Genomic DNA, 22,269 nt, shown 5'->3' with positions numbered 1-22,269 from the left:
AATTAACATCGGCGTTTTCAACTAAAAACTTTCTCAGTTCTTTTGTAACTTGCATCGTAGCGTCATGCTGAATTTATTTCAGCATCTGTTCTACTATTAAGGCCCTGAAATGAATTACCTTCGGTGAGCTCGCTTAGGGTTCGGTTTAATCGTAGCTTTCCGCTTCGCTACAGGTCAGGGTGATAAGGGTTGATCAGTGTTGTTTTAAGAACTAATAGCGGAATTTGAAATTAAAAGATTAAAAAATAATTAAATGAAATACATCATAGCTCCATCTATACTTTCGGCCGATTTTGGCAATTTACAGCGCGATATTGAAATGATCAATCACAGTGATGCCGACTGGTTCCATGTTGATGTGATGGATGGTGTTTTTGTGCCCAATATTTCTTTTGGCTTCCCGGTTATGGCAGCGGTTAAAAAACATGCAACCAAACCTTTAGATGTTCATTTAATGATTGTTGATCCGGATAAATACATCGAGGATTTTGCCAAGGCAGGTGCGAATAGGATTACCGTACACTACGAAGCCTGCACACATCTGCATAGAACAATCCAGTTAATTAAAGCATCTGGTTGTAAAGCGGGTGTAGCCTTAAATCCACATACGCCAGTAACCTTGTTGCAGGATGTAATAGAAGATCTTGATCTGGTACTCATTATGTCTGTTAATCCGGGTTTCGGCGGGCAGGCTTTTATTCACAATACCTATAAGAAAATAAAGGATCTAAAGGCCTTAATTCAAGGGGTAAACGAAAACTTAATTGTTGAGGTTGATGGTGGTGTCGGTTTGCAAAATATCACTGCATTAGTATCAGCAGGTGCCAATGCTTTTGTGGCCGGAAATGCTATTTTTGCAACAGATAATCCGACAGAAACTATTTCCAAAATGAAAAGTCTGACAGCTAGCACTATAAATATTTAATTGTTAAATGTTTTATTGCTAAATTGTTTTTAGGATGAGGCGGATACAGTCTTAATGCCTGATACGTTTGTCTTGATATTAAAAATGCTCAAATTTCGGTTGATCCTTTTCCTTTTAATTGTTGGCTGCAGCTTTGCTATCGCTCAGCCTTTAGTTAGGGTTTCGGGAATAGTTTATAGCGATGAAAAGTTGCCATTATCTCAGGTTACCGTTACCGTTCTCGGGCAAGCGCAATCAACAGTTACTGACGAATTTGGTGTATATACCATTTATTCAAAATCGAAAACATTTAGTATTAAATATTCGCTTTTGGGCTATCAACCTCAAATTATAAAGTTTAGTGAGCGCTCGGGAGCTCGAATTATTAAACAGGTAAACTTAGTAGCCAATATCAATGAATTAGAGCAGGTTAACATTACCAATAAACAGAATCAGCTAAGTAACACCACAACTATTAATATTGGCGATGTTTCATCAATGCCATTGGTTTCTGGCAATTTTGAAAGCATGCTTAAAACCCTTCCTGGTGTGTCTACAAATAATGAATTAAGTGCCCAATACAGCGTTCGGGGAGGGAACTTTGATGAGAATCTGATTTACATCAACGAGGTTGAAATTAACAGGCCAGTATTAATCCGCAACGGACAGCAGGAGGGGCTAAGCTTTATCAATTCAGATCTAGTGAGTAAAGCAAAATTCTCTGCAGGTGGCTTTGAAGCAAAATATGGTGACAAACTTTCTTCGGTTTTAGATGTCAGGTATGATAAGCCGGATAGTAATCAAACTATTTTTAGTACCAGTCTTTTAAACACGTCATTAAGTACAAAAAAGATATTCAAAAACAGTTTTCTGTTAACCGGGTTACGGTATAAAAATAATTCAAACGTATTAATTAAACAGGATGAAAAAGGAAGTTATAGCCCAAATTTTGCTGATGCACAATTGCTCTATCAATATGATTTTTCACCTAAATTCAATGTAAGTTTCCTCGGCAGTTTTAATCTTGGCCAGTTCAAATTGGTACCCACCAATAGAGAAACCCAATTTGGAACTTTAAGTACCACCTTAAGACTTAACGTTGATTATACCGGTCGGGAAATAGATGATTACCGAACCTTAGGAAGCGCCGTTACAGCTACTTATTCTCCTAAACCTAATCTGGTTATCAAGTTTATCAACAGTTACTTCAATACCATTGAAAGAGAACGGTTCGATATCAATGGTAGTTATATTTTCGCTGAAGTGGATAATACTTTTTCAGGTGAAAATTTTGGTGTGATCAATAAAAATAGAGGCATAGGCAGTTATTATAATTATGGGCGGAATAGTTTAAATACCCAGGTTTTTGCTTCAGAAATAAAGGTCGATCAGAATTTTAACAGTCATGTTTTTTCATGGGGACTGAAATTCGACCAGTCTAAGTACAATGATCAGTTGAATGAATACAACTATACCGATTCGGCAGGATATATTTTGCCAAACAATTCGAAAAATATCATTTTACAGAATGTGATTAATGTTAAGAATAACCTCGATATTAAAAATTATAGTGCTTACATTCAGGATAGTTATTCGCTTTCCAGTTCAGCTGAGTTGCAGCTGGGAGCGCGTGCTACTTACAGTTCGCTAAGTAGGCAATTGTTAATCAGTCCAAGGATTTTAATTGCTTACCGGCCCAATTCGAACAATAAAATTTTAAGGTTTTCTGCGGGTGTTTATAAACAACCACCTTCCTACAGAACCATTCGCGATTTTTCGGGTGTGTTAAATATCAATCAGAAAGCACAGAGTTCTTACAATACTTCCTTAGGCTATGAATATGCGTTTGATGCCTTCGGAACAAGATTGAAATTTACTTCGGAAGCATACTTTAAATATTCAGATCGGTTAATTCCTTATAAGATTGATAACCTGAGGATTAAATACCTGGCGAACGAAGTGTCGCGAGGCTACGCTTACGGTGCTGATTTTAGTATTGGTGGTGAGTTTGTTAAAGATCTGGTTTCTTATTTCAGAGTGTCGGTAATGCATGCAAATGAAGATATTATTGATGATAGTTATGTTCAAAATGGAACCACAATTTATCCTGGTTATTTAAAACGGCCAACAGATCAACGCTTAAATTTTTCCATATTTTTTCAGGATAGGCTGCTGAACAGTCCTACATATAAAGTACATCTTAATGCGCTTTATGGTTCGCGTTTGCCAATTGGTCCATCGCAAACACCAAGGTATTTGGATAAATTTTTTATTCCATCGTACAAACGTGTAGATATTGGTTTCTCCAAAGATTTTCTTGATGACGCCGCACTACATAAACCTAAGTTCCTGGACAGAAATTTCAGTTCGGTTATTTTATTTTTTGAGGTTTTTAATATGCTGAATATCGACAACACGGTTTCTTATTTATGGCTAAAAGATGTAGATAATGTTCAATATGCTATTCCAAATTATTTAACAGGCAGGCAGTTTAATCTGAAGTTAATTGTGAAGTTGAAAAATAAGCCTTAAACTACTAAACCTATCAGGTTTTAAAAACCTGATAGGTTTGACAAAACAATCTTTATCTTTTGGTCTTTCTGATTAATGAATTCTTTTGCAAAAACTGCAACAAAACGCTCAATTTTGTCAAGATTTTTAACAAAATTTAATTTTTTAAGTAACGATTTTATGGGCATAACTGCTTTAAAAATTTTACATTTACGCCCATAAAACATTATATAATAAGATGAAGCATAATTTTGGCGCAGGCCCTTGTATTTTACCTCAAGAAGTGTTTAAACAAGCAGCTCAGGCTGTTTTAGATTTTAACGATGGATTATCAATTTTAGAAATTTCGCACAGAACAACCGAATTTGAGGCAGTTGTTGCTGAAGCTGATAAATTGGTAAAAGAATTATTAAATGTGCCGTCCGGTTATTCCGTTTTATTTTTACAAGGTGGTGCAAGTTTACAGTTTGCAATGGTTCCGATGAACTTATTGGGCGATGGACAAACGGCGAGTTATTTAGATTCTGGCGTTTGGGCAACCAAAGCTTTAAAAGAAGCTAAATTTATCGGTAATGTAAATGTGGTTGCTTCTTCAAAAGATGCAAACTATACTTTTATTCCGAAGGATTTTGAAATCCCAGCCGATAGTGCTTATTTTCATTATACTTCAAACAATACTATTTATGGAACGGAGCTTTTCGAAGTACCTAAAACAAACGTACCAGTTGTTTGTGATATGTCTTCTGATATTATGAGCCGTGTAATCGATGTTTCAAAATTTGATTTAATTTATGCTGGAGCTCAAAAAAATGTTGGTCCTGCTGGTTTAACCATCGCTATTGTTAAGAATGAAGTTTTAGGTAAAATTGACCGTAAAATTCCATCAATGTTGAACTATCAATCGCATATTGATAATGATTCGATGTACAATACTCCTCCGGTTTTCTCTATATACGTTGCTTTGCTAAATCTTCGCTGGTTAAAATCGAAAGGCGGAGTTGCTGAAATTGAAAAAGAAAATAAACAAAAAGCCGAAGCACTTTACAGAGAAATAGACCGTAATCCTTTGTTTAAAGGAACCTGTGCAGTTGAAGACCGCTCTAGAATGAACGTTTGTTTCGTAATGGAAAATGCAGAATTGGAAAAACCATTCCTAAAATATGCAGAAGAACAAGGTATTGTGGGTATTAAAGGTCACAGAAGTGTTGGTGGTTTCCGTGCTTCAATGTATAATGCGCTGCCAATTACAAGTGTTCATGCGTTAATAGACGCAATGCAATCATTCGAAGAACAACAAGCAAAAGTAAATTAATTTAAATTTTAACCACAGATGAATACTGCGATTGCTTAATCAGTGTAATCAAGTAGATCTGTGCAATCATATATACAATGATTAAGATATTAGCAAACGATGGGATTGATCCGATCGGAAAAGAATTATTAGAAAAAGCAGGTTTCCAGGTTGATACAGAAACTATTCCTCAGGATAAATTAGCCGAAGCCTTAAAAAACTATGATGCCATTACCGTTCGTAGTGCAACAAAAGTTAGAAAAGAGTTAATCGATGCCGTTCCAAATATCAAATTAATTGGTAGAGGTGGCGTAGGCATGGATAATATCGACGTGGAGTATGCACGTAGTCAAGGGATTGCAGTTGTAAATACTCCAGCTGCCTCTTCATTATCAGTTGCTGAATTGGTATTTTCTCACTTATTCACCGGTATCAGATTTTTACAGGATGCTAACCGTAAAATGCCTGTTGAAGGTGCTACGCAATTCAATAACCTTAAAAAAGCTTATGCTAAAGGAACTGAATTAAGTGGTAAAACCATTGGTATTATTGGCTTTGGTCGTATTGGTCGCGCTACAGCAAAAGTGGCTTTAGGGCTAGGTATGAATGTATTGGCTTACGATTTATATCCATCAGAATCTGAAATTATTTTAGAATTCCAGGGCGGTAAATCAGTAAGTATTCCAATTAAAACAGTTACATTAGACGAAGTAATTACAGGAAGTGATTTCTTTAGTTTACACACTCCATTTGCCGACAAACCGATTTTAGGTACAGAAGAGTTTGCGAAGATGAAAAACGGGGTAGGTATTGTAAACTGTTCTCGCGGTGGTACAATTGATGAACCAGCTTTAATTGAAGCCTTAAATTCTGGTAAAGTTTCTTTCGCTGGCTTAGATGTTTTCGATAACGAACCAACACCATTGGCAGAAATTTTAACACACCCTAAAATCTCCCTAACACCACATATTGGAGCTTCAACCAACGAAGCACAAGAACGTATTGGTACAGAATTGGCAACCTTAATTATCGAGCATTTTAAGAAATAACAATGTTTTAAACCTTGCATGTTTTTCAAAACCTGCAAGGTTTTTATAAACTAGTCCAACGCATTTGTTAATACCCAATACCGATAACCCAATATAACCTTCTGGAAAGAAGTGAGCTTATTTGGGTCTTTTTTATACAAACTAGGCAAGATGGCCTTGTTTATCTTCGCTAGGATTTTAAACAGTCCTTTTCTCATATCGTTGTAGTTTTTTATTAAAGAAATAAAACCCACCTCCCATTATTAAAATCAGAAATACGATGATGTAGGTTGATAAACTTCCTTTATTCTTTTTATCTAAATCTTCTTTAAGTTGCACATTTTGGTCCTGAAGTTTTTTAATGGTACCCATGTAAGCCTCAATACGTTGTTGCGAATTATCTGCCACGGCTACTTTCTGCTGGTTCTGCAGATCTTTATAATCCATTAATACTTTCAGTTCTTTGAAAATGTTATTATCCGTTAAAACCACCTGACGAAGAATTTCATTGGAATTTTTAATATCACGTTTGGTTTGCCAACCAAATATTCCGGTTCGCTGATTTAAACTTTCATCATACTGACCAAATTTGGTGCTTCTTTCTGCAAGTAACGAATTTATCTTCGCACGTTGCGCAGCGTAGGCGGTGGTATCTTGTTGAGCATAAGTTTGAAAGGCTAACAAAATAATCGGGAGCAGGTAAAAATAGTTCTTCATGTGGATATAAACGTGAAAAGGATGGAAGTTGTTTTGGTTGGTTCATTAGCCATTAGTTCATTGGTTTGCAAAGTGGCTATTCCGTTTTTCATCATTGCGAGTGCATAAAAATAGTCTGCAATTAGTTTGTTTAGGCACCATGACAAATGAACCATTGAGCCAATGAACTACTGATCCTTCTTAAGGATGAAATTCTACCCGCACAATATCACCTAAGTGCAAACCCAATAAACCACTTGCTTTGCCTTTATTAATGGCAATTTCCAGATGGTTACTAATACCGAACAGGCAAAGTTTTTCACCTTCCTGCACTTCGTTATAGTGCCAGCTCAGTTGGGTAATGGTTTCACTTTTTCTAAAGTGCAAAGTAAAATCTCTGTTCTTCTGTATTTTGGTAAAAAGGTCTTTGGTTATATTGGTAATTACATTGCAAAAAGTATCAATATATACCACACTTCCACGAATCACATCCCGTTCGATTACAGGGTGTAAAAGCATCTTCTGCTCAATTTCTGATACAGGTAAACCAATGTCTTTCAGTTTACCACCTTTAGCCAGGTGCGTTGCTGCTTTAACAAAAATATCAACCAGAGGGAAGTGCAGATATTTTAAATCCTGCATAATATTCAGCTCTACCACATCTTCAGGGATATCATCAAAAAGAAGGGAGAAAATACCGTTATCAGCCCCAACAAAAAAGTGATCACGATGCTTTATAGCAATGTATTTGGTGTTTTCGCTATAAACAGAATCGATACCAATTAAGTGTACGGTATTCTTTGGAAAATAAGGATAAGCGTTTTTTAGAACAAAGGCAGCGTACGAAATATTGAATGATGGAACCTCGTGGGTAATATCAACTAAATTAACATTAGGCATAAGACTCAACAGACTACCTTTAAGGGCACTCTGGTAAAAATCTTTTGAACCTAAATCTGTTGTTAAAGTAATTATCCCCATTAAAAATTCATTATTATTGCTTATTCTTGTGTACAGGCCTAAGCGTCTGCAAATATTCAAATTTTAATTAATATACCCCGATAACTTTTTAAAATACTACAGTTTGAACGAATTAAAATTAACTCTGGATACCGTAAATCCTGCTCACTTTTGGGGGCCGAACAACGAGAATTACGAAATGATTAAAGGTGCTTTCGCGAAGTTGAAACTGGTAGCGAGAGGTAGTGACATTAAGGTTCTCGGTGATGAACAGGAACTTAAGACTTTTGAGGATAAGTTTAACCAGCTTATTGCACACCTCGAAAAATATAGCTCACTTACCAATAACGATGTCGAATCTATACTGGGAGCAAAGGCGGCTGGTGTTGCAAAAAAAGATGCTGAACAACCTACCGGAGGCGGAGGCGAGGTAATTGTTTTTGGTACTAACGGTTTATTGGTAAAGGCAAGAACTGCCAATCAGCGCAAAATGGTGAGCAGTATTGCTAAAAACGACATTCTATTTGCCATTGGCCCAGCCGGAACCGGAAAAACGTATACCGCTGTAGCGCTAGCGGTTAGAGCATTAAAGAACAAAGAAATTAAGCGGATTATTTTAACCCGACCGGCAGTTGAAGCAGGGGAGAACCTTGGTTTCTTACCAGGCGATTTAAAGGAAAAAATCGATCCATATTTACGCCCGCTGTATGATGCATTGGACGATATGATCCCTGCTGAGAAATTGAAATTCTACATCGAAAACCGTACGATAGAAATTGCACCCTTAGCATTTATGCGCGGGCGTACCTTAGATAATTGTTTTGTGATTTTAGATGAGGCCCAAAATGCCACAGATATGCAGTTAAAAATGTTTTTAACCCGTATGGGGCCTACGGCTAAATTTATCGTTACAGGAGATGTTACACAGATCGATTTACCTAAAAAACAGATGTCTGGATTATTTAACGGATTGAGGATTTTAGAAGATATTAAAGGAATCGATATTATTTACTTAAGCGGTGAAGATGTTGTAAGACATAAACTGGTGAAAGATATCTTGAAAGCTTACGGCGATATTCAGTAGAAGAGTCCTGAGTCGGTAGTCTATAGTCTTGAGTCTAAATCGACTATAGACTATGGACTAAAGACTTTCCGACTTCCCAACTTTTTTCCTATTTTTATGCCCTCATGAAAGCACTAAAAGAAACTCATTTCAATTTCCCGAATCAAAGTAATTTTTACAAGGGTAAAGTCCGCGATGTATACACTATAGCCAACCAGTTTATGGTAATGGTGGTGTCTGACCGTATTTCTGCTTTTGATGTGGTATTACCTGAAGCTATTCCTTTTAAGGGGCAGGTGTTAAACCAAATTGCGGCTAAATTTTTAGCAGCGACTCAAGATATTGTCCCTAACTGGGTTTTAGACGTTCCAGATCCAATGGTTACCATTGGCCGTATCTGTGAACCATTTAAAGTAGAAATGGTTATCAGAGGTTATTTAGCCGGTCATGCCTGGCGCGAATACAGCAGCGGTAAGCGTTCAGTTTGCGGAGTTTCTTTGCCAGATGGGTTGAAAGAAAACGATAAACTACCTCAACCTATTATTACACCAACCACCAAAGCATCGGTAGGCCATGATGAAGACATTTCAAAAGAAGATATTTTAGCAAAAGGTATTGTTCCCATAGCTGATTATGAAAAATTAGAAGAATACACTTATGCATTATACCAACGTGGAACTGAGATTGCAGCAAAAAGTGGATTAATCCTGGTGGATACGAAATATGAATTTGGCTCAGCCGATGGTGTAATTTATTTAATCGACGAAATTCATACACCTGATTCTTCACGTTATTTTTATGCTGATGGATATCAGGAACGCCAAAATGCAGATGAGCCACAAAAACAACTCTCAAAAGAGTTTGTAAGGAAATGGCTAATTGAAAATGGCTTCCAGGGAAAAGATGGACAGGTTGTTCCAGAAATGACACCAGAAATTGTAAATTCGATTTCAGAACGCTACATCGAACTTTACGAAAAAATTGTTGGAGAGACCTTTATAAAAGCTGAAGCTGATGCAATTTCTAGCCGCATTGAAACTAATGTTTTAAAGGCATTAGAAACACTTTAAATTCGAAAGAAATTTATACATTAGTAAAATAAAGATTAGAGAGATGAAATTTTCAGTAGATAAACACGATAAATATGTAACCTTAAAGTTAGAAGAACATAAGTTTACAAACGATAATGCTCCAGGTTTGAAATCAGAGTTCTATTTGCTCAATGCAGAGGGATTTAAAAATATAATTGTTGATTTAAGTCATGTTACTGAGTGTAATGATGCGCAGGATTTAAGCTGCTTATTGGTTGGCGACAGGCTTTGCAAATCGGCAGGAGGGTTATTTATTGTAACCGGAATTAATGATGAACTGGCGTCCATTATCGAATTATCAAACATATTTCAATCTGTTACGTTTGTTAATACAATAGAAGAAGCTACTGATTTTATCTTTATGGATGAGTTGGAAAAAGAGTTTAGAGGCGCTAAATAACAAAATATTTAAATAACATTCTGGCCTCGTAGTTTCTAAAAATCTACGAGGCTTTTTATATCTTATGATGAAATTTGAAGTTACAATTTTAGGAAGCAGTTCTGCAACTCCTGTATTTAACAGGAATCCTTCGGCACAGCTTTTAAATTGTAATGAAAAATATTACCTGATCGATTGTGGTGAGGGTACACAACAACAACTGGCCAAGTTCAACCTTAAAGCAGCCCGTATCGATTATATTTTTATCAGCCACTTACATGGCGATCATTACTTCGGTTTAATCGGACTGCTATCCAGTTTGCATTTAAACGGTAGGTTAAAACCCATACAGATATTTGGCCCCAAACCTTTATTAGAAATTTTAGAAATCCAGTTCAAATATTCTGATACAGTGTTGAGGTATCCAATTGAGTTTTTTCCAATCGAAGCCGATCAGTCTGTACAGATATTCGAGAACAGCGATTTAACAGTTAAGACAATTATTTTAAATCATCGTATTCCCACTACAGGCTTTATCTTCCAGCAAAAGAAACGTCAGCGCAAACTGATCAAAGAAAAAGCCGATGAAGTACCTATGGCTTATTATACAGCTTTGAAAAAAGGAATTGATGTGGAGCTGCCCAATGGCGAGATTTTGCGCAGTGAAGATTATACCACAGCTGCAGATGCACCACGCTGTTATGCCTATTGCTCTGATACCTTATTTGATGAAAGCTACTTTGATACCATAAAAGATTGTGATACCTTATATCATGAATCTACCTTTATGCACGACTTATTGGATAGAGCTAAAGAAACACATCACACAACTGCTTTACAAGCAGGAGAGGTAGCAAAAATTACCGGAGCAAAGAAATTACTCATTGGCCATTTTTCTTCACGTTATAAAACCTTACAAATGCTTTTGGAAGAGGCTCAATCTGTTTTTGAGAATACAGAATTGGCTGTAGAAGGAAGAACTTTTCATCTTTAACTCGAGTCAGATTATCTTTAAAAATTAAACTGTAATATTGAGACGTCACCCTGAACCGAGCCTTAGCGAGCTCACCGAAGGTAATTTATTTCGGGGCCTAGCTGAAATAAATTCAGCATGACGAACGATAAAACAAAAAAAGCCCTGCAATTTAAAACTGCAAGGCTTTCAGATTTATAAAAATTAAATTACTTGTCTTTTTTATTGCCACCACCAAATACAGAGAAGTGTACATAACGTTTAGGATTAGCTTTTAAATCGATCATTAGCGCATCAAGGTTTTTTGAAGCATTATTTAAATTCTGATACATTTTATCGTCGTTTAATAATAATCCTAAACTGCCTTTTCCATCTTTAATTCCCGAAATCACACTTTGTAAGTTAGCAATGGCATTGTTTGCATTATCCAAAGTCTGTTTAAAGTTAGCAGCAGCAAACTTATCCGTAACGGTATTGATATTGGTTAAAATATCGCTAATTTTTTGATTGTTGTTATTTAAGTTAGCTGTAATGCCTTCAACATTTTTGAAGATCGCTTCAATACGAGCACTTTCGGAACCCACTAAACCATCAACTTTTTTAGAGGTTGTTTCTAACGAGGCCAATGTGCCGGCTATACTGTTAAAACTCTTATCAACGTTTTTCTGAAAGTTCGGATTCAGGATAGAATTTACACTACTCAAAATAGAATCCATTTTACCAATAATTAATTCGGCTTTCTTTTGAACCGGCTGCACCTGTTCCATTAAGCCTTTTTCTACATTAGCATTTAAGGTGTAACCATCTTCAGCCATTTTTTTTGAGTTACCTAACGACATTACAATGGCCTTGCTACCCAATAGATCAGTACCTTCTAAGCGGGCAATACTGTTTTCAGGAATTTCATACTTGCTGTTTACACTTAAGGTAGCAATAATACTGCCGTCTGTCTGCAACTCCAATTTGGCCACCCTGCCAATCTGATAACCATTAATTAGGATAGGTTTCGATACTGTTAAACCATCAACCCTGGTATACTTTGCATATAATGTGGTTTCATTTGAGAAAATTGAATTTCCTTTTAGAAAATTATATCCAATTATTAATAAAGCAATGGCAAATGCAGCTAAAATACCTACTTTGGTTTCGTTCTTAATCTTCATGAGTGTTTTTATTTAATGGCTACAAGCGCTAAAGCATTCTTTTCTCACTTGTTTGAGCGTAATTAACTTGTTGTGCTAAACTTTAAATACACAAAGTTTGCACTATTTGTTTGGTATCTTGTTTTATATTTTTTTCAAAGTTAAAATAACTATCATTTATAATGCCACTTATTTAACCTCAATATTTTTTTTGTATGTTTTTATTGCTTCCAAAATAGAATTAGCGATCTCATTTTGTCCATTTTGCGAATTAATATATTTTTCTTCCTCTGTATTCGAGATAAAACCCACTTCTGTTAACACGGCAGGCATACCACAGCGCTGCAGTACCAAAACCCCTTGTTCTTTAACACCACGGCTTAATCGCTCATCTCTGCTGATATAGCTGTTTTGTATTAATTTGGCAAATTTAATGCTTTTGTCTCTAAAGGTATTTTTTAAAAGCGATAAAAGGATAAAACTACTTGGATTACTTGGATCATAGCCATCGTATTTACTTTTGTAATTTTTTTCCAATTTAATATCGGCATTTTCACGAATGGCTGCGTCTTGTTCTTTTAACCGATGTGAGCCTGCAACCAATGTTTCTACCCCTTTAATGTGCTTATTACCAGGCGGCATCGAATTGCAGTGTACCGATATAAAAAGATCAGCATTGGCTTCGTTCGCTATTTCTGCTCTCCTGTACAAATCAACATCTATATCCGTTTTACGGGTAAAAATTATTTTAATATTGGGCATTTCCTCTTTTAACAATGCACCCAACTTTAATGCAACCTTTAACGAAATGTCTTTTTCTTTCGAAAAATTACCAGAAGCACCAGGTTTTCTGCCACCGTGACCAGGATCTATAACAATAGTTTTGATCTTATAACCTTGTGCGGATGCTTTTTCGGCAACCAGCAATGAAAATAAAAGTATTGTAATCAGAAGTTTAATCTTCATGCACGAGGGATGTTAAAATGATGTTTCAGCTATGCGTTTATAATTTTTAATTGCTTTAATAATTCCATTAACAATCTCCGTTTGTCCTTCAGGAGAGTTCATGTAGTCTTCTTCATCTGGATTACTCACAAAACCTATTTCAGTTAACACAGCAGGCATAGCAGCACGGGCCAGCACCGCAAGACTTTTCTCTTGTACACCTCTGTTAATACGGCCAGCATTAACATATTCTTGTTGAAGCATGGAGGCAAACTTTAAACTCCTATCTCTATTGGTTTGTTTCATTAATGATAACATAATGTCACTCTCAGGCGTATTCGCAATAAATCCCTCATAGTTTTTCTGATAGTTATCTTCCAGGAACATAGATGCATTTTCCCTTTTAATCACCTCATCCTGTTCACCTAAACGGCCGGTTCCTGATACAAAGGTTTCTGTTCCCCGAGTTGAAGTACTTTTAGATGTAACCGTTCTGTAAACAGGTACTTTTCTGCCTCTTACTTTTTTATAATAATCTACTACTCTCGATACCCTAACAGGCATATCGTTTAGGTGGATGGAAATAAATAAATCAGCCTTTGCATTATTTGCAATATTGATACGCTCATATAAAGGAATAAATACATCCGACTCACGGGTATAAATAACTTTAATGTCTTTCAAGCTATCCTGAAGTGCACGGCCAAGGTTTAGAGCCGTTTTAAGTGCCACATCTTTTTCCTTAGAATATACACCGTGGGTTGCACCATCTTTACCACCATGACCAGCATCGATCACAATTGTTTTAATTTTATATTCTTGTGCAAATACTTGATTATCAATAGTGTTTGATAATGCTAAATAAATAATAATTGTTAAAATGGATTTAAGATACATCAATGGTATATTTTTCACTAATTTTGAACGTTTTTGATTAAACATTTGTGCAAAAATAACATTCAAATACGAATTTGAAACTTCTTAAGAGCTCTATTTTACTAATATCTGTCATTTTATTAACACTTGTTGTTGGTAAAGCTAACGCATTTTCTCATTTTTCATTGCAACAGATCATCAAGCAAGACACAACCAAAAAGGATACAATTAAAAAGACAGGTAAAAATAATAGTAGTATCGACCAGAAAGTAGAATACAAAGCAGAGGATTCGGTAAAAATGAGTGCCGATAACAGCATTGTTTATTTATATGGAAATGCAAGGGTAGTATATGGTGATTTTGAACTAGATGCGGCTTATATCAAATACGATAAAAAGCAAAATTCTATTTTTGCGCGCGGCATTAAAGATCCGAAAACGGGTAGATATACAGGGAAACCAATCTTTAAATCTGGTGCTGAAGGTACTGCCATAGCTGATTCTATTTTTTACAATTCAGAAACAACCCGGGCCAAAGTATACGGTGTTTTTTCTGAGCAAGAAGGAGGTTTCTTCTCTGGTGGACAAAGTAAAAAGCAAATAGATGATGAGCTGCACATTAAAAATGTAATGTACAGTACCTGTAATCTTCCACATCCGCACTTTGGATTGATGATTTCTAAAGGGGTGGTAACGGAGAAACAGATTATTACGGGGCCAGTTTATATGATTATCGAAGATATCCCCACTTTCTTAGGATTACCATTTGCATTTTTTCCTAAACCAAATAAACGGACATCGGGTGTAATCCTGCCAACACCAGGTGAGGATGCAACGAGGGGTTTTTTCTTACAGAATGGTGGTTATTATCTCGGATTAAACGATTATTGGGATGCTAAACTTTTAGGTTCTATTTATACCAATGGCTCTTATGAAGCAAGTGTACTGAGTAATTACACCAAAAGATATAAATATAACGGTAACATTAACTTAGCTTACTCTAGTTTTAAAGATGGTTTAGAGGGTACTGAAGCTTTTAAAAACCCAACCAAAAACTTTAGCATTAACTGGAGCCATAGTCAAAATGCCAATGCTAATCCAGGTACTACATTTAGTGCCAGTGTAAGATTGGTATCAACAGGAAGAAAGGGATACTATAAAAATACTGCAGCGGGTACTACTTACGATATTAACACCATTGCCACTAACTCAACAAGTAGTAGTATTAGTTATGCTAAGGCTTATTCTAACGGTATGAATTTCTCTTTGGCTGCATCAAGTGATCAGACCCTAAGCACAAGAGCCATATCGCTTAGGTTACCCGAAATGACATTCAACGTACCTACATTTAATCCATTTAGTCCCAAAAATGCTGTAGGAGAGCAAAAATGGTATCAAAAAATTACGGTAGGTTACAGTTTACAAGGAACCAACCGAATTGATACTTTCGATAGTTTGCTTTTTCAAAATGATGGTTTGAAACGTTTAAGAAGCGGTTTTTCACACAGTATACCTGTTAACATGTCTTTCACAGCTTTAAAATATCTTAATTTTAGCTTGGGTGGTACATATAACGAAGTATGGAATTTCCAGAGTGTAAACAGAAGATATACACAATTCGCCGATAACACCTATTCCTTTAGAGAAGATACCATTAGCGGTTTTAAAAGGGCAGGTAGTTACAGTTTGTCAACCAGTATGTCGACTAAAATTTATGGAAGAAGAGATTTTAATCCAGCAGGTAAAATTCAGGCATTAAGGCATGTAATGACGCCAAATGTTTCCTTCTCTTACTCTCCCGATTTTACCAAAGCAGGAGCAGGGCCTTTTAGACCGGCAATAGACCAGAATGGTAATCAAATTTATGCTAGTGGACAACCTTTAAAATATTCCATTTTTGATGGTATGGCACAGCCAGGCTCTTTTGGTGGCCCCAATGCATCCATTGGTTTCGGATTGGATAATACGGTAGAATTAAAGGTGAGGAACAAAAATGATACAACCGGAACAGGTTCAAAAAAGATCCCGATTATTCAAGGTTTGAGTTTCAGTGGTTCATATAATTTCTTGGCTCCATCTTATAAATTATCTACCATTGGTTTTAGTGGCCGATCGCAGTTTACCGATAAATTAGGGATAAACTACAACGGAACATTAGATCCCTATGCTTTAAAAGATACAACGGTTAATGGTCAGACCATTAAAATAAGAGAAGACCGCTTATTTTTCCAAAAGAACAAATTCCTGCCACGCTTAACCAATTTTGGTTTCTCATTTGATTATAGTTTAAATCCAGAAGCATTAAAGCGTAAGAACGAGGCTAACGACAAATTAGGAGAGGCGGCCAATAAAAAAGGATTGACTGATATACAGTCTGAACAATTGGCGGCTATAAGTCGCGATCCGAATGCATTTGTTGATTTTAACATTCCGTGGAATTTCTCGTTCTCTTACAGTTTTCAATTTTCGAATGATGGAAACAACAGTACCATTTCGAACACACTAAACTTTAATGGCGATGTTAACTTAACACCAAAGTGGAAAGTTACTTTTAACTCAGGTTATGATTTTAAGAACAATGGCTTAACTCCAATGAATTTAGCTATTTACCGCGATTTACATTGCTGGGATATGAGTGTAAACTGGGTTCCATACGGTGCTTACAAAAGTTATTCCGTTACTATAAAAGTTAAAGCTTCGATATTGCAGGATTTAAAATTGAGCAAGAGACAAGGTTTTTACAGTACATACCGATAAATTTATGCTAGCCGAAATTATTACCATTGGTGATGAGATTCTCATTGGCCAAATCGTTGATACCAATTCTGCCTGGATGGCTAAACAGTTAAATTTAATTGGCGTTTCCGTTAAGCAAATTACCTCAGTTTCTGATGATGAGCAACATATTATTGAAGCCCTCGCACTTGCTGAAAAACGAGCAGATATTGTTTTGATTACAGGTGGCCTGGGCCCGACCAAAGATGATATTACCAAGAAAACTTTGGCAAAGTATTTTAATATGGGTTTCCGTAACGATACAGCTGCATTGGAAATGGTTCGTCAGATTTTCGAAAAATACAAGCGTCCACTATTGGATATCAATATTCAGCAAGCTGATGTTCCTGATGGTTGTGAGGTTATTGTAAACAAAAATGGCACTGCTCCGTGCATGTGGTTTGAACAAAACAACACCATTTTTGTATCGATGCCGGGTGTGCCTTACGAGATGATGTACCTGATGGATGACGAAATCCTCCCCAGAATTACAAGCAGGTTTAAATTGCCTTTTATTGTTCACAAAACCATACTCACAGCAAATATAGGCGAATCATTTCTAGCTAAAGAGATTGAGGAAATCGAAGATAGCTTACCCGCACATATTAAATTGGCTTATCTGCCAAAATTAGGACAAGTACGTTTGCGTTTGTCGGCCAAAGGCAATAATGAAGCAGAATTAAAGAAAGAGGTTGAGGTTTACGCCAAACAGATCATTTCAAAAGTGAATAAGTTTGTTGTAACTGATGAAGATATTCCCTTGGAAAAAGCGATTCTGGACCTAATGAAAAGTAAAGGACTAACTTTATCGACAGCAGAAAGCTGTACTGGTGGATACATTGCACATTTAATTACACAACATCCAGGTTCTTCTTCAGTTTATTGGGGCGGGGCAGTAGCCTATGCCTATGAACTGAAAGAATCTATTCTGGGAGTAAAACAGCATACATTAAATACTTTTGGCGCAGTAAGTGAGCAAACCGTTACAGAAATGGCCGAAGGCGCGATAAAACATTTTAAAACCGATTATTCCATTGCTGTCAGCGGCATTGCAGGACCAGATGGTGGAACAGCAGATAAACCAGTAGGTACTGTATGGATTGCTATTTCTTCAAAACACAAAACTGTAGCTAAAGTGTTTAATTTCAGTAATAAACGTATTCAGAACATCGAGCGTTCTGCAGCATCGGCACTAGCCATGCTATTAAATCTACTTAAAGAAACAGTTTAGAAAGAATAAAAACTGTATTTTTGCAGCGTTACCAATATAAAATACTGTAATTTAATATGGCTCAATACGAACTATTGTTACCAAAAATGGGTGAAAGTGTTGCGGAAGCAACCGTGATTAAATGGGTAAAACAACCAGGTGATTCTATTGATTTAGATGATACCATTCTGGAAATCGCTACTGATAAGGTAGATTCTGAAGTTCCTTCTCCGGTTGCCGGTAAATTGGTAAAACAGTTATTTGCGGAAGATGAAGTTGCCCAGGTTGGCGATGTAATTGCCATTATTGAAACTGAAGGTGGGGATCATCCTACGGTTGAAACACCTGTTGCTGAAATACCTGCTATGGAAGAAAAAGTTGAAGCCATTCCTGGTATTGAGCAGCTTCCGTCAGAAAATAAAACTACAGCAGCTGATTTTAGCTCGTCTGATCGCTTTTATTCCCCTTTGGTTAAAAGTATTGCTGCCCAGGAAAATATATCACTGGCTGAATTAGATGCTATTAAAGGATCTGGTGCTGATGGACGTTTAAATAAAGACGATTTATTGAATTATATCGCCAACAGAAATGGTGAAAATGTAATTAAATCGCAAACTGTTATTTTGGCTCCGCCACCTCCGGTTGAAATAGCAAGTGAGCGCAAATCTAACGCTAATCTTGCGGAACAACCTGCTGTTACCAGTAAACCATCTACCACATCAGTAAGTGGCGGCGATGAAATTATTGAGATGGACAGGATGCGTAAGCTAATTGCCGACCACATGGTTATGAGCAAAAGCACTTCGCCACATGTTACTTCATTTGTTGAAGCCGATGTAACCAATATGGTTTTATGGAGAAACAAAGTGAAAAACAGTTTCGAAAAGCGCGAAAATGAAAAAATAACCTTTACGCCAATATTTGTAGAGGCTGTGGCAAAAGCAATAAAAGATTTTCCGATGATCAACGTTTCGGTCAACGGAACGCAGATCATCAAAAAAGGCAATATCAATATCGGTATGGCTGCTGCTTTACCGAGCGGGAATCTAATCGTTCCTGTAATTAAAAATGCCGATCAGTTAAATTTAGTTGGTTTAACAAAAGCAGTTAATGATTTAGCTGCAAGAGCGAGAAACTCCAAATTAAAACCTGATGAAACGCAAGGTGGAACTTTTACGTTAACCAATGTAGGTAGTTTCGGAAATGTAATGGGGACGCCAATTATTAACCAACCACAGGTGGCTATTTTGGCGGTAGGCGCCATAAAAAAGAAACCTGCAGTGCTGGAAACTGAGCATGGCGACGTAATTGCAATCAGGCATATGATGTTCCTTTCCCTGTCTTATGATCACAGGGTTGTAGATGGTTCTTTGGGAGGAATGTTTGTGCGCAGGGTGGCTGATTATTTAGAAAGCTGGGATCTAAACAGGGAGATTTAATTAGGTCATAGTCTTTGTAATTAACAGTTTTTAGTTGGCATAATGCCGATAATTAAAACAATTTACTAGTTTAACAATCGAGAATGTTAACGTCAAATTTAAAATCAATAGTTTCTGATAATGTATTGCATGCCAAATGGTTAAATACATTATCTTATATGGAAAATGCAGGTGCAAAGAAAATTTCGGCTTCAGAGCATAAAGAAAATGTAAACCTGATTATTCTCAAACACGCTGCAGAAGAACATCGGCATGCTTATTATTTAAAAAAGCAGATTTCAAAGATAGACGGGGCACTTTGTAAAACTTACACCAATGCCGAGTTGTTATCTCCAAATCATACAAAATACTATTTACATGCTTTAGATATTGCGGTTTGCCGTTATTTAAAAGCTGTATTTAATCTTTCCGGTTACGATTTAAAATTCGCGGCCTATTTATTTGTTACTTACGCCATCGAAGTGCGAGCCGATGAATTGTATCCAATTTATCAGGCGGTTTTAGATGATGCAAAAAGCAAGGTAAATGTTAAATCGATTATACTAGAAGAAGAAGGCCACTTAGAAGAAATGATAAACCAACTGGTTAGTTTTTCAAATGATTGGGAAAACCATGCAACTGAGGTAATCAAAATCGAAAAAGCTTTATTTGATGGTTGGGTTACAGCCTTAGCCACAGAGTTGCCAATAAGCGCTTAATTGAATAATTAGTCAATTAAATTCGTCATCTCGACTGAAGCATAGCGGAATGGAGAGTTCTATAATAGATTTCTCAACTACGTTGCACTTTGTTCGAAATGACGAATTTTCTTTAAAAACCAATTTAATTTATAGTTGTTTCTAAATAAAGACAAATATCATGGCTAAGTTTTCAGATTTAATTAACGGTGATAAGCCCGTTCTTGTTGATTTTTTTGCTGAGTGGTGTGGCCCATGCAAAATGATGAAACCGATCTTGGAACAATTAAAATCACAAGTGGGCGATTCGGTATCGATTATTAAAGTAGATATAGATAAAAACCAACCTGCGGCGGCTGCTTTTAATGTACAAAGTGTCCCCACTTTAATTCTATTTAAGCAAGGCAGACCCGTTTGGCGTCAAAGCGGTGTGGCACAGGCAGCACAGTTGAAACAGGTTATCGATGCTAATCGATAGCTTTGTAATTGTAAATCAGCTTTCTTAATGCTTCATTTTGATTTTCAGGTCTGATATTGAATTCTTTATCTAATATTTCTTTTATTGAGGTATAAGCCATCATTCGCTTTAGTCCGTTTATTTTATCCCGATCATAAGCTAACTGGCAAAACATTCCAAGTATGGTACTATTGGGATTGGTATAATTATCCATAAAGTAAAAATTATCCAGTTTGCCCAAATCTATTGCACGATGGTTGATTAAGTAATCTTGTAAACGCTTAATATGCCATTTAAGTGGGTGCCCCATTGAACCACCATAAAATACTGCCAATCCTTCATTTAGTGGAGAATTCTTATGCATTGGATTTAGGTAAATATGAACCACCTCATGAAAATAATTCTCGCCGCTTCCAGCACAATAAACAATATTATCTGTTTGATTTGAAATACCAGTGGGTTTGTCTGCATTTCCTAAACCCATTGTAAAATCGAAACCTCTTATAAATTGAATTTCATCATACGTTAATGTGTAAAAATACTTAATCTCAATGGGAGAGGTGTTCCAGTCTTTTTCTAGTTTTTTAATCTGATTAATTAACTCATCTGCCCGGGCACTATTAAATTTTATCTTTTTTGGATAAAAAAAAGTAACATTTCTAACTTTTTTAGATTCCCATTGATCAATAGAGTATTGGTACGGTGTAATAAATTCCAAACGTTTTAATTTCGTCTTCTTGATATAGTGATTGGAATTATACAACAAATTGTAGGTTTTAAGAGAGTCTATCCAGCCACCAGTAGTTTTAAGGATAAATAGCGAATCGGATAAGGGCTTCACATAAAAAATAGTTTTTACCGTTGCCATAGAAACAGTTGGATAATCGCCGCCGATACCATAAACTGATGGATCGGGGATTTTAAAGTTTTTACAGTCTTCAGCTGACCAATACTTATTAAAATCAGGTAATTTCTTACCTTTAAAATCGGCCAAATAATTTTGATAGAATTGAATAACTTCTTTTATCCTTACATCTGTTGTATCTACTCCAGGATTTATGTATGCCTTTTGAGCATTAGCTGAATGACTGAGAGTGGTGAGAAATAGGCCGAAAATCAGGCGTCGTAAAAACATTGTGCTAATATAAAAGTTTTCTACACCTCTAAAACACATTTAGGCGTTACAGCAAATATTCTTTCGCTAGCTTTAGGATAAATGGTATATAAGCCCGTAAATAAACTAAAGGCAGGTAAAACGGCATATTCTTTCCCGAAGAAGAAACATGGAAACTTTAGCCGTTGTTTGGCTTTGCCCACAATGGTAACTCCTGGATGGATATGACCACTGATTGGATATAATTCTTCTCTCATACCATTTGGAGCATCATGAATAAAGCAGAATGGCCCTAGGCAAAAGCTAGGCTCATGTATTTCTATGTTCATTGCAGCATAATTGGCGTCCGAAAGCCTATCGTGATTCCCTTTTACCAATAGAAAGTTAAGCTCCTGGTATTGTTTTCTCCAAGCTGAAAATTCATCAATATCGGTATTCAAACCATGATGAAACATATCTCCATTAATTAACAATGTTTTAGGATGATATTGTTTAATTAGTAAACTTAGGCGTTGAAGGTCTGTTTGGGCAATAGTAGCAGGCACTTGCAAACCCGCCTGACGGAAATGTGCGGATTTACCCAAATGCAAATCACTAATAGCTAAAAGCTGATGCTTGGGTAAAAATAAAGCCCTTTCCTTATCTAGAATCAACTCTTCCCCTTGGCTTGTAATGGTCATTTATTTTATGCTATTGTCATCCTGAGCCCGTAGAAGGATCTTTTAAACTTCAACGGGGC

General features: G+C 36.3%; 20 protein-coding genes. 13 read left to right on the top strand and 7 right to left on the bottom strand.

Translation table 11 applies throughout. The features are described 5' to 3' along the window. Positions 1–253: 253 nt before the first annotated feature. From rpe to HDC90_RS16325, 4 genes are all read left to right on the top strand, one after another. Complete coding sequence (rpe, locus tag HDC90_RS16340; protein ID WP_184468228.1) at positions 254–925, top strand: ribulose-phosphate 3-epimerase; 672 nt, start codon at positions 254–256, stop codon at positions 923–925. A gap of 84 nt (positions 926–1,009) precedes the next feature. Beyond that, the gene (locus HDC90_RS16335) at positions 1,010–3,436 is read left to right on the top strand and encodes a TonB-dependent receptor (protein ID WP_184468226.1); all 2,427 of its coding nucleotides are present in this window, start codon (positions 1,010–1,012) and stop codon (positions 3,434–3,436) included. Positions 3,437–3,653: 217 nt separating this feature from the next. Continuing rightward, entirely contained in the window at positions 3,654–4,727 is a 1,074-nt protein-coding gene (gene serC, locus HDC90_RS16330) for a 3-phosphoserine/phosphohydroxythreonine transaminase (RefSeq protein WP_184468224.1), read from the top strand. 77 nt (positions 4,728–4,804) lie between these two features. Continuing rightward, positions 4,805–5,755: a D-2-hydroxyacid dehydrogenase gene (locus HDC90_RS16325; RefSeq protein ID WP_184468222.1), complete on the top strand. Its 951-nt coding sequence runs from the start codon at positions 4,805–4,807 to the stop codon at positions 5,753–5,755. 177 nt (positions 5,756–5,932) lie between these two features. Here HDC90_RS16325 and HDC90_RS16320 read toward each other — a convergent pair whose 3' ends face one another. Then, positions 5,933–6,451 (bottom strand): hypothetical protein, encoded by a 519-nt coding sequence (locus tag HDC90_RS16320; protein WP_184468220.1) that lies wholly within the window; start codon positions 6,449–6,451, stop codon positions 5,933–5,935. A gap of 180 nt (positions 6,452–6,631) precedes the next feature. Beyond that, on the bottom strand, positions 6,632–7,411 hold the full coding sequence (locus HDC90_RS16315; protein ID WP_167295546.1) for an S-adenosyl-l-methionine hydroxide adenosyltransferase family protein: 780 nt from the start codon (positions 7,409–7,411) through the stop codon (positions 6,632–6,634). A gap of 103 nt (positions 7,412–7,514) precedes the next feature. On the opposite strand from HDC90_RS16315, the gene HDC90_RS16310 reads away from it, so the two are divergent. The 4 genes from HDC90_RS16310 (at position 7,515) to HDC90_RS16295 (ending at position 10,917) form a co-directional block, all read left to right on the top strand. Further along, the gene (locus HDC90_RS16310; protein ID WP_184468218.1) at positions 7,515–8,474 is read left to right on the top strand and encodes a PhoH family protein; all 960 of its coding nucleotides are present in this window, start codon (positions 7,515–7,517) and stop codon (positions 8,472–8,474) included. Between the two features lie 104 nt (positions 8,475–8,578). Further along, the gene (locus tag HDC90_RS16305) at positions 8,579–9,523 is read left to right on the top strand and encodes a phosphoribosylaminoimidazolesuccinocarboxamide synthase (protein ID WP_184468216.1); all 945 of its coding nucleotides are present in this window, start codon (positions 8,579–8,581) and stop codon (positions 9,521–9,523) included. A gap of 43 nt (positions 9,524–9,566) precedes the next feature. Then, positions 9,567–9,944 (top strand): STAS domain-containing protein, encoded by a 378-nt coding sequence (locus tag HDC90_RS16300; RefSeq protein WP_184468214.1) that lies wholly within the window; start codon positions 9,567–9,569, stop codon positions 9,942–9,944. 67 nt (positions 9,945–10,011) lie between these two features. Next, positions 10,012–10,917: a ribonuclease Z gene (locus HDC90_RS16295; RefSeq protein ID WP_184468277.1), complete on the top strand. Its 906-nt coding sequence runs from the start codon at positions 10,012–10,014 to the stop codon at positions 10,915–10,917. 188 nt (positions 10,918–11,105) lie between these two features. On the opposite strand, the gene HDC90_RS16290 is transcribed toward HDC90_RS16295, so the two are convergent. From HDC90_RS16290 to HDC90_RS16280, 3 genes are all read right to left on the bottom strand, one after another. After that, positions 11,106–12,059 (bottom strand): MlaD family protein, encoded by a 954-nt coding sequence (locus HDC90_RS16290; RefSeq protein ID WP_184468213.1) that lies wholly within the window; start codon positions 12,057–12,059, stop codon positions 11,106–11,108. Positions 12,060–12,227: 168 nt separating this feature from the next. Beyond that, the gene (locus HDC90_RS16285; protein ID WP_184468211.1) at positions 12,228–13,004 is read right to left on the bottom strand and encodes an N-acetylmuramoyl-L-alanine amidase; all 777 of its coding nucleotides are present in this window, start codon (positions 13,002–13,004) and stop codon (positions 12,228–12,230) included. A 12-nt stretch (positions 13,005–13,016) separates the two neighbouring features. After that, on the bottom strand, positions 13,017–13,880 hold the full coding sequence (locus HDC90_RS16280; RefSeq protein ID WP_184468275.1) for an N-acetylmuramoyl-L-alanine amidase: 864 nt from the start codon (positions 13,878–13,880) through the stop codon (positions 13,017–13,019). A gap of 74 nt (positions 13,881–13,954) precedes the next feature. Here HDC90_RS16280 and HDC90_RS16275 point away from each other — a divergent pair, with 74 nt between their 5' ends. The 5 genes from HDC90_RS16275 to trxA all read left to right on the top strand — a co-directional run bounded on the left by HDC90_RS16275 (position 13,955) and on the right by trxA (position 20,437). Continuing rightward, positions 13,955–16,615, top strand: coding sequence for a putative LPS assembly protein LptD (locus tag HDC90_RS16275; protein WP_184468209.1), 2,661 nt, complete (start codon positions 13,955–13,957; stop codon positions 16,613–16,615). A 4-nt stretch (positions 16,616–16,619) separates the two neighbouring features. Next, on the top strand, positions 16,620–17,864 hold the full coding sequence (locus HDC90_RS16270) for a competence/damage-inducible protein A (RefSeq protein WP_184468207.1): 1,245 nt from the start codon (positions 16,620–16,622) through the stop codon (positions 17,862–17,864). A 56-nt stretch (positions 17,865–17,920) separates the two neighbouring features. Beyond that, positions 17,921–19,282 carry a dihydrolipoamide acetyltransferase family protein gene (locus tag HDC90_RS16265; RefSeq protein ID WP_184468205.1) on the top strand — a complete coding sequence of 454 codons (1,362 nt, stop codon included), beginning with the start codon at positions 17,921–17,923 and terminating at the stop codon, positions 19,280–19,282. An 83-nt stretch (positions 19,283–19,365) separates the two neighbouring features. Next, positions 19,366–19,980, top strand: coding sequence for a hypothetical protein (locus HDC90_RS16260; protein WP_184468203.1), 615 nt, complete (start codon positions 19,366–19,368; stop codon positions 19,978–19,980). 160 nt (positions 19,981–20,140) lie between these two features. Beyond that, positions 20,141–20,437 (top strand): thioredoxin, encoded by a 297-nt coding sequence (gene trxA / locus HDC90_RS16255; protein ID WP_184468201.1) that lies wholly within the window; start codon positions 20,141–20,143, stop codon positions 20,435–20,437. Here the strand turns inward: trxA and HDC90_RS16250 are convergent. Next, entirely contained in the window at positions 20,427–21,551 is a 1,125-nt protein-coding gene (locus tag HDC90_RS16250) for a hypothetical protein (protein ID WP_184468200.1), read from the bottom strand. The two genes, trxA and HDC90_RS16250, sit on opposite strands and share 11 nt — an antisense overlap. Positions 21,552–21,571: 20 nt before the next feature. Beyond that, a complete protein-coding gene (gene pdeM, locus HDC90_RS16245) occupies positions 21,572–22,210 on the bottom strand; it encodes a ligase-associated DNA damage response endonuclease PdeM (RefSeq protein WP_184468198.1) in 639 nt (212 codons plus the stop codon). Positions 22,211–22,269 lie beyond the last annotated feature (59 nt).

The sequence above is a fragment of the Pedobacter sp. AK013 genome, from assembly GCF_014205835.1.
Classification (GTDB): Bacteria; Bacteroidota; Bacteroidia; order Sphingobacteriales; family Sphingobacteriaceae; genus Pedobacter.
Note: the sequence above shows the minus strand (reverse complement) of the source record. Positions and strands in the feature narration are given on the sequence as shown.

What these genes read in the sequence shown, in the direction of transcription:
- rpe (WP_184468228.1), top strand. Translation starts at nt 254, where the DNA reads ATGAAATACATCATAGCTCCATCTATACTTTCGGCCGATTTTGGCAAT.
- HDC90_RS16335 (WP_184468226.1), top strand. Translation starts at nt 1,010, where the DNA reads ATGCTCAAATTTCGGTTGATCCTTTTCCTTTTAATTGTTGGCTGCAGC.
- serC (WP_184468224.1), top strand. Translation starts at nt 3,654, where the DNA reads ATGAAGCATAATTTTGGCGCAGGCCCTTGTATTTTACCTCAAGAAGTG.
- HDC90_RS16325 (WP_184468222.1), top strand. Translation starts at nt 4,805, where the DNA reads ATGATTAAGATATTAGCAAACGATGGGATTGATCCGATCGGAAAAGAA.
- HDC90_RS16320 (WP_184468220.1), bottom strand. Translation starts at nt 6,451, where the DNA reads ATGAAGAACTATTTTTACCTGCTCCCGATTATTTTGTTAGCCTTTCAA.
- HDC90_RS16315 (WP_167295546.1), bottom strand. Translation starts at nt 7,411, where the DNA reads ATGGGGATAATTACTTTAACAACAGATTTAGGTTCAAAAGATTTTTAC.
- HDC90_RS16305 (WP_184468216.1), top strand. Translation starts at nt 8,579, where the DNA reads ATGAAAGCACTAAAAGAAACTCATTTCAATTTCCCGAATCAAAGTAAT.
- HDC90_RS16300 (WP_184468214.1), top strand. Translation starts at nt 9,567, where the DNA reads ATGAAATTTTCAGTAGATAAACACGATAAATATGTAACCTTAAAGTTA.
- HDC90_RS16295 (WP_184468277.1), top strand. Translation starts at nt 10,012, where the DNA reads ATGAAATTTGAAGTTACAATTTTAGGAAGCAGTTCTGCAACTCCTGTA.
- HDC90_RS16290 (WP_184468213.1), bottom strand. Translation starts at nt 12,059, where the DNA reads ATGAAGATTAAGAACGAAACCAAAGTAGGTATTTTAGCTGCATTTGCC.
- HDC90_RS16285 (WP_184468211.1), bottom strand. Translation starts at nt 13,004, where the DNA reads ATGAAGATTAAACTTCTGATTACAATACTTTTATTTTCATTGCTGGTT.
- HDC90_RS16280 (WP_184468275.1), bottom strand. Translation starts at nt 13,880, where the DNA reads ATGTATCTTAAATCCATTTTAACAATTATTATTTATTTAGCATTATCA.
- HDC90_RS16270 (WP_184468207.1), top strand. Translation starts at nt 16,620, where the DNA reads ATGCTAGCCGAAATTATTACCATTGGTGATGAGATTCTCATTGGCCAA.
- HDC90_RS16265 (WP_184468205.1), top strand. Translation starts at nt 17,921, where the DNA reads ATGGCTCAATACGAACTATTGTTACCAAAAATGGGTGAAAGTGTTGCG.
- HDC90_RS16260 (WP_184468203.1), top strand. Translation starts at nt 19,366, where the DNA reads ATGTTAACGTCAAATTTAAAATCAATAGTTTCTGATAATGTATTGCAT.
- trxA (WP_184468201.1), top strand. Translation starts at nt 20,141, where the DNA reads ATGGCTAAGTTTTCAGATTTAATTAACGGTGATAAGCCCGTTCTTGTT.
- HDC90_RS16250 (WP_184468200.1), bottom strand. Translation starts at nt 21,551, where the DNA reads ATGTTTTTACGACGCCTGATTTTCGGCCTATTTCTCACCACTCTCAGT.
- pdeM (WP_184468198.1), bottom strand. Translation starts at nt 22,210, where the DNA reads ATGACCATTACAAGCCAAGGGGAAGAGTTGATTCTAGATAAGGAAAGG.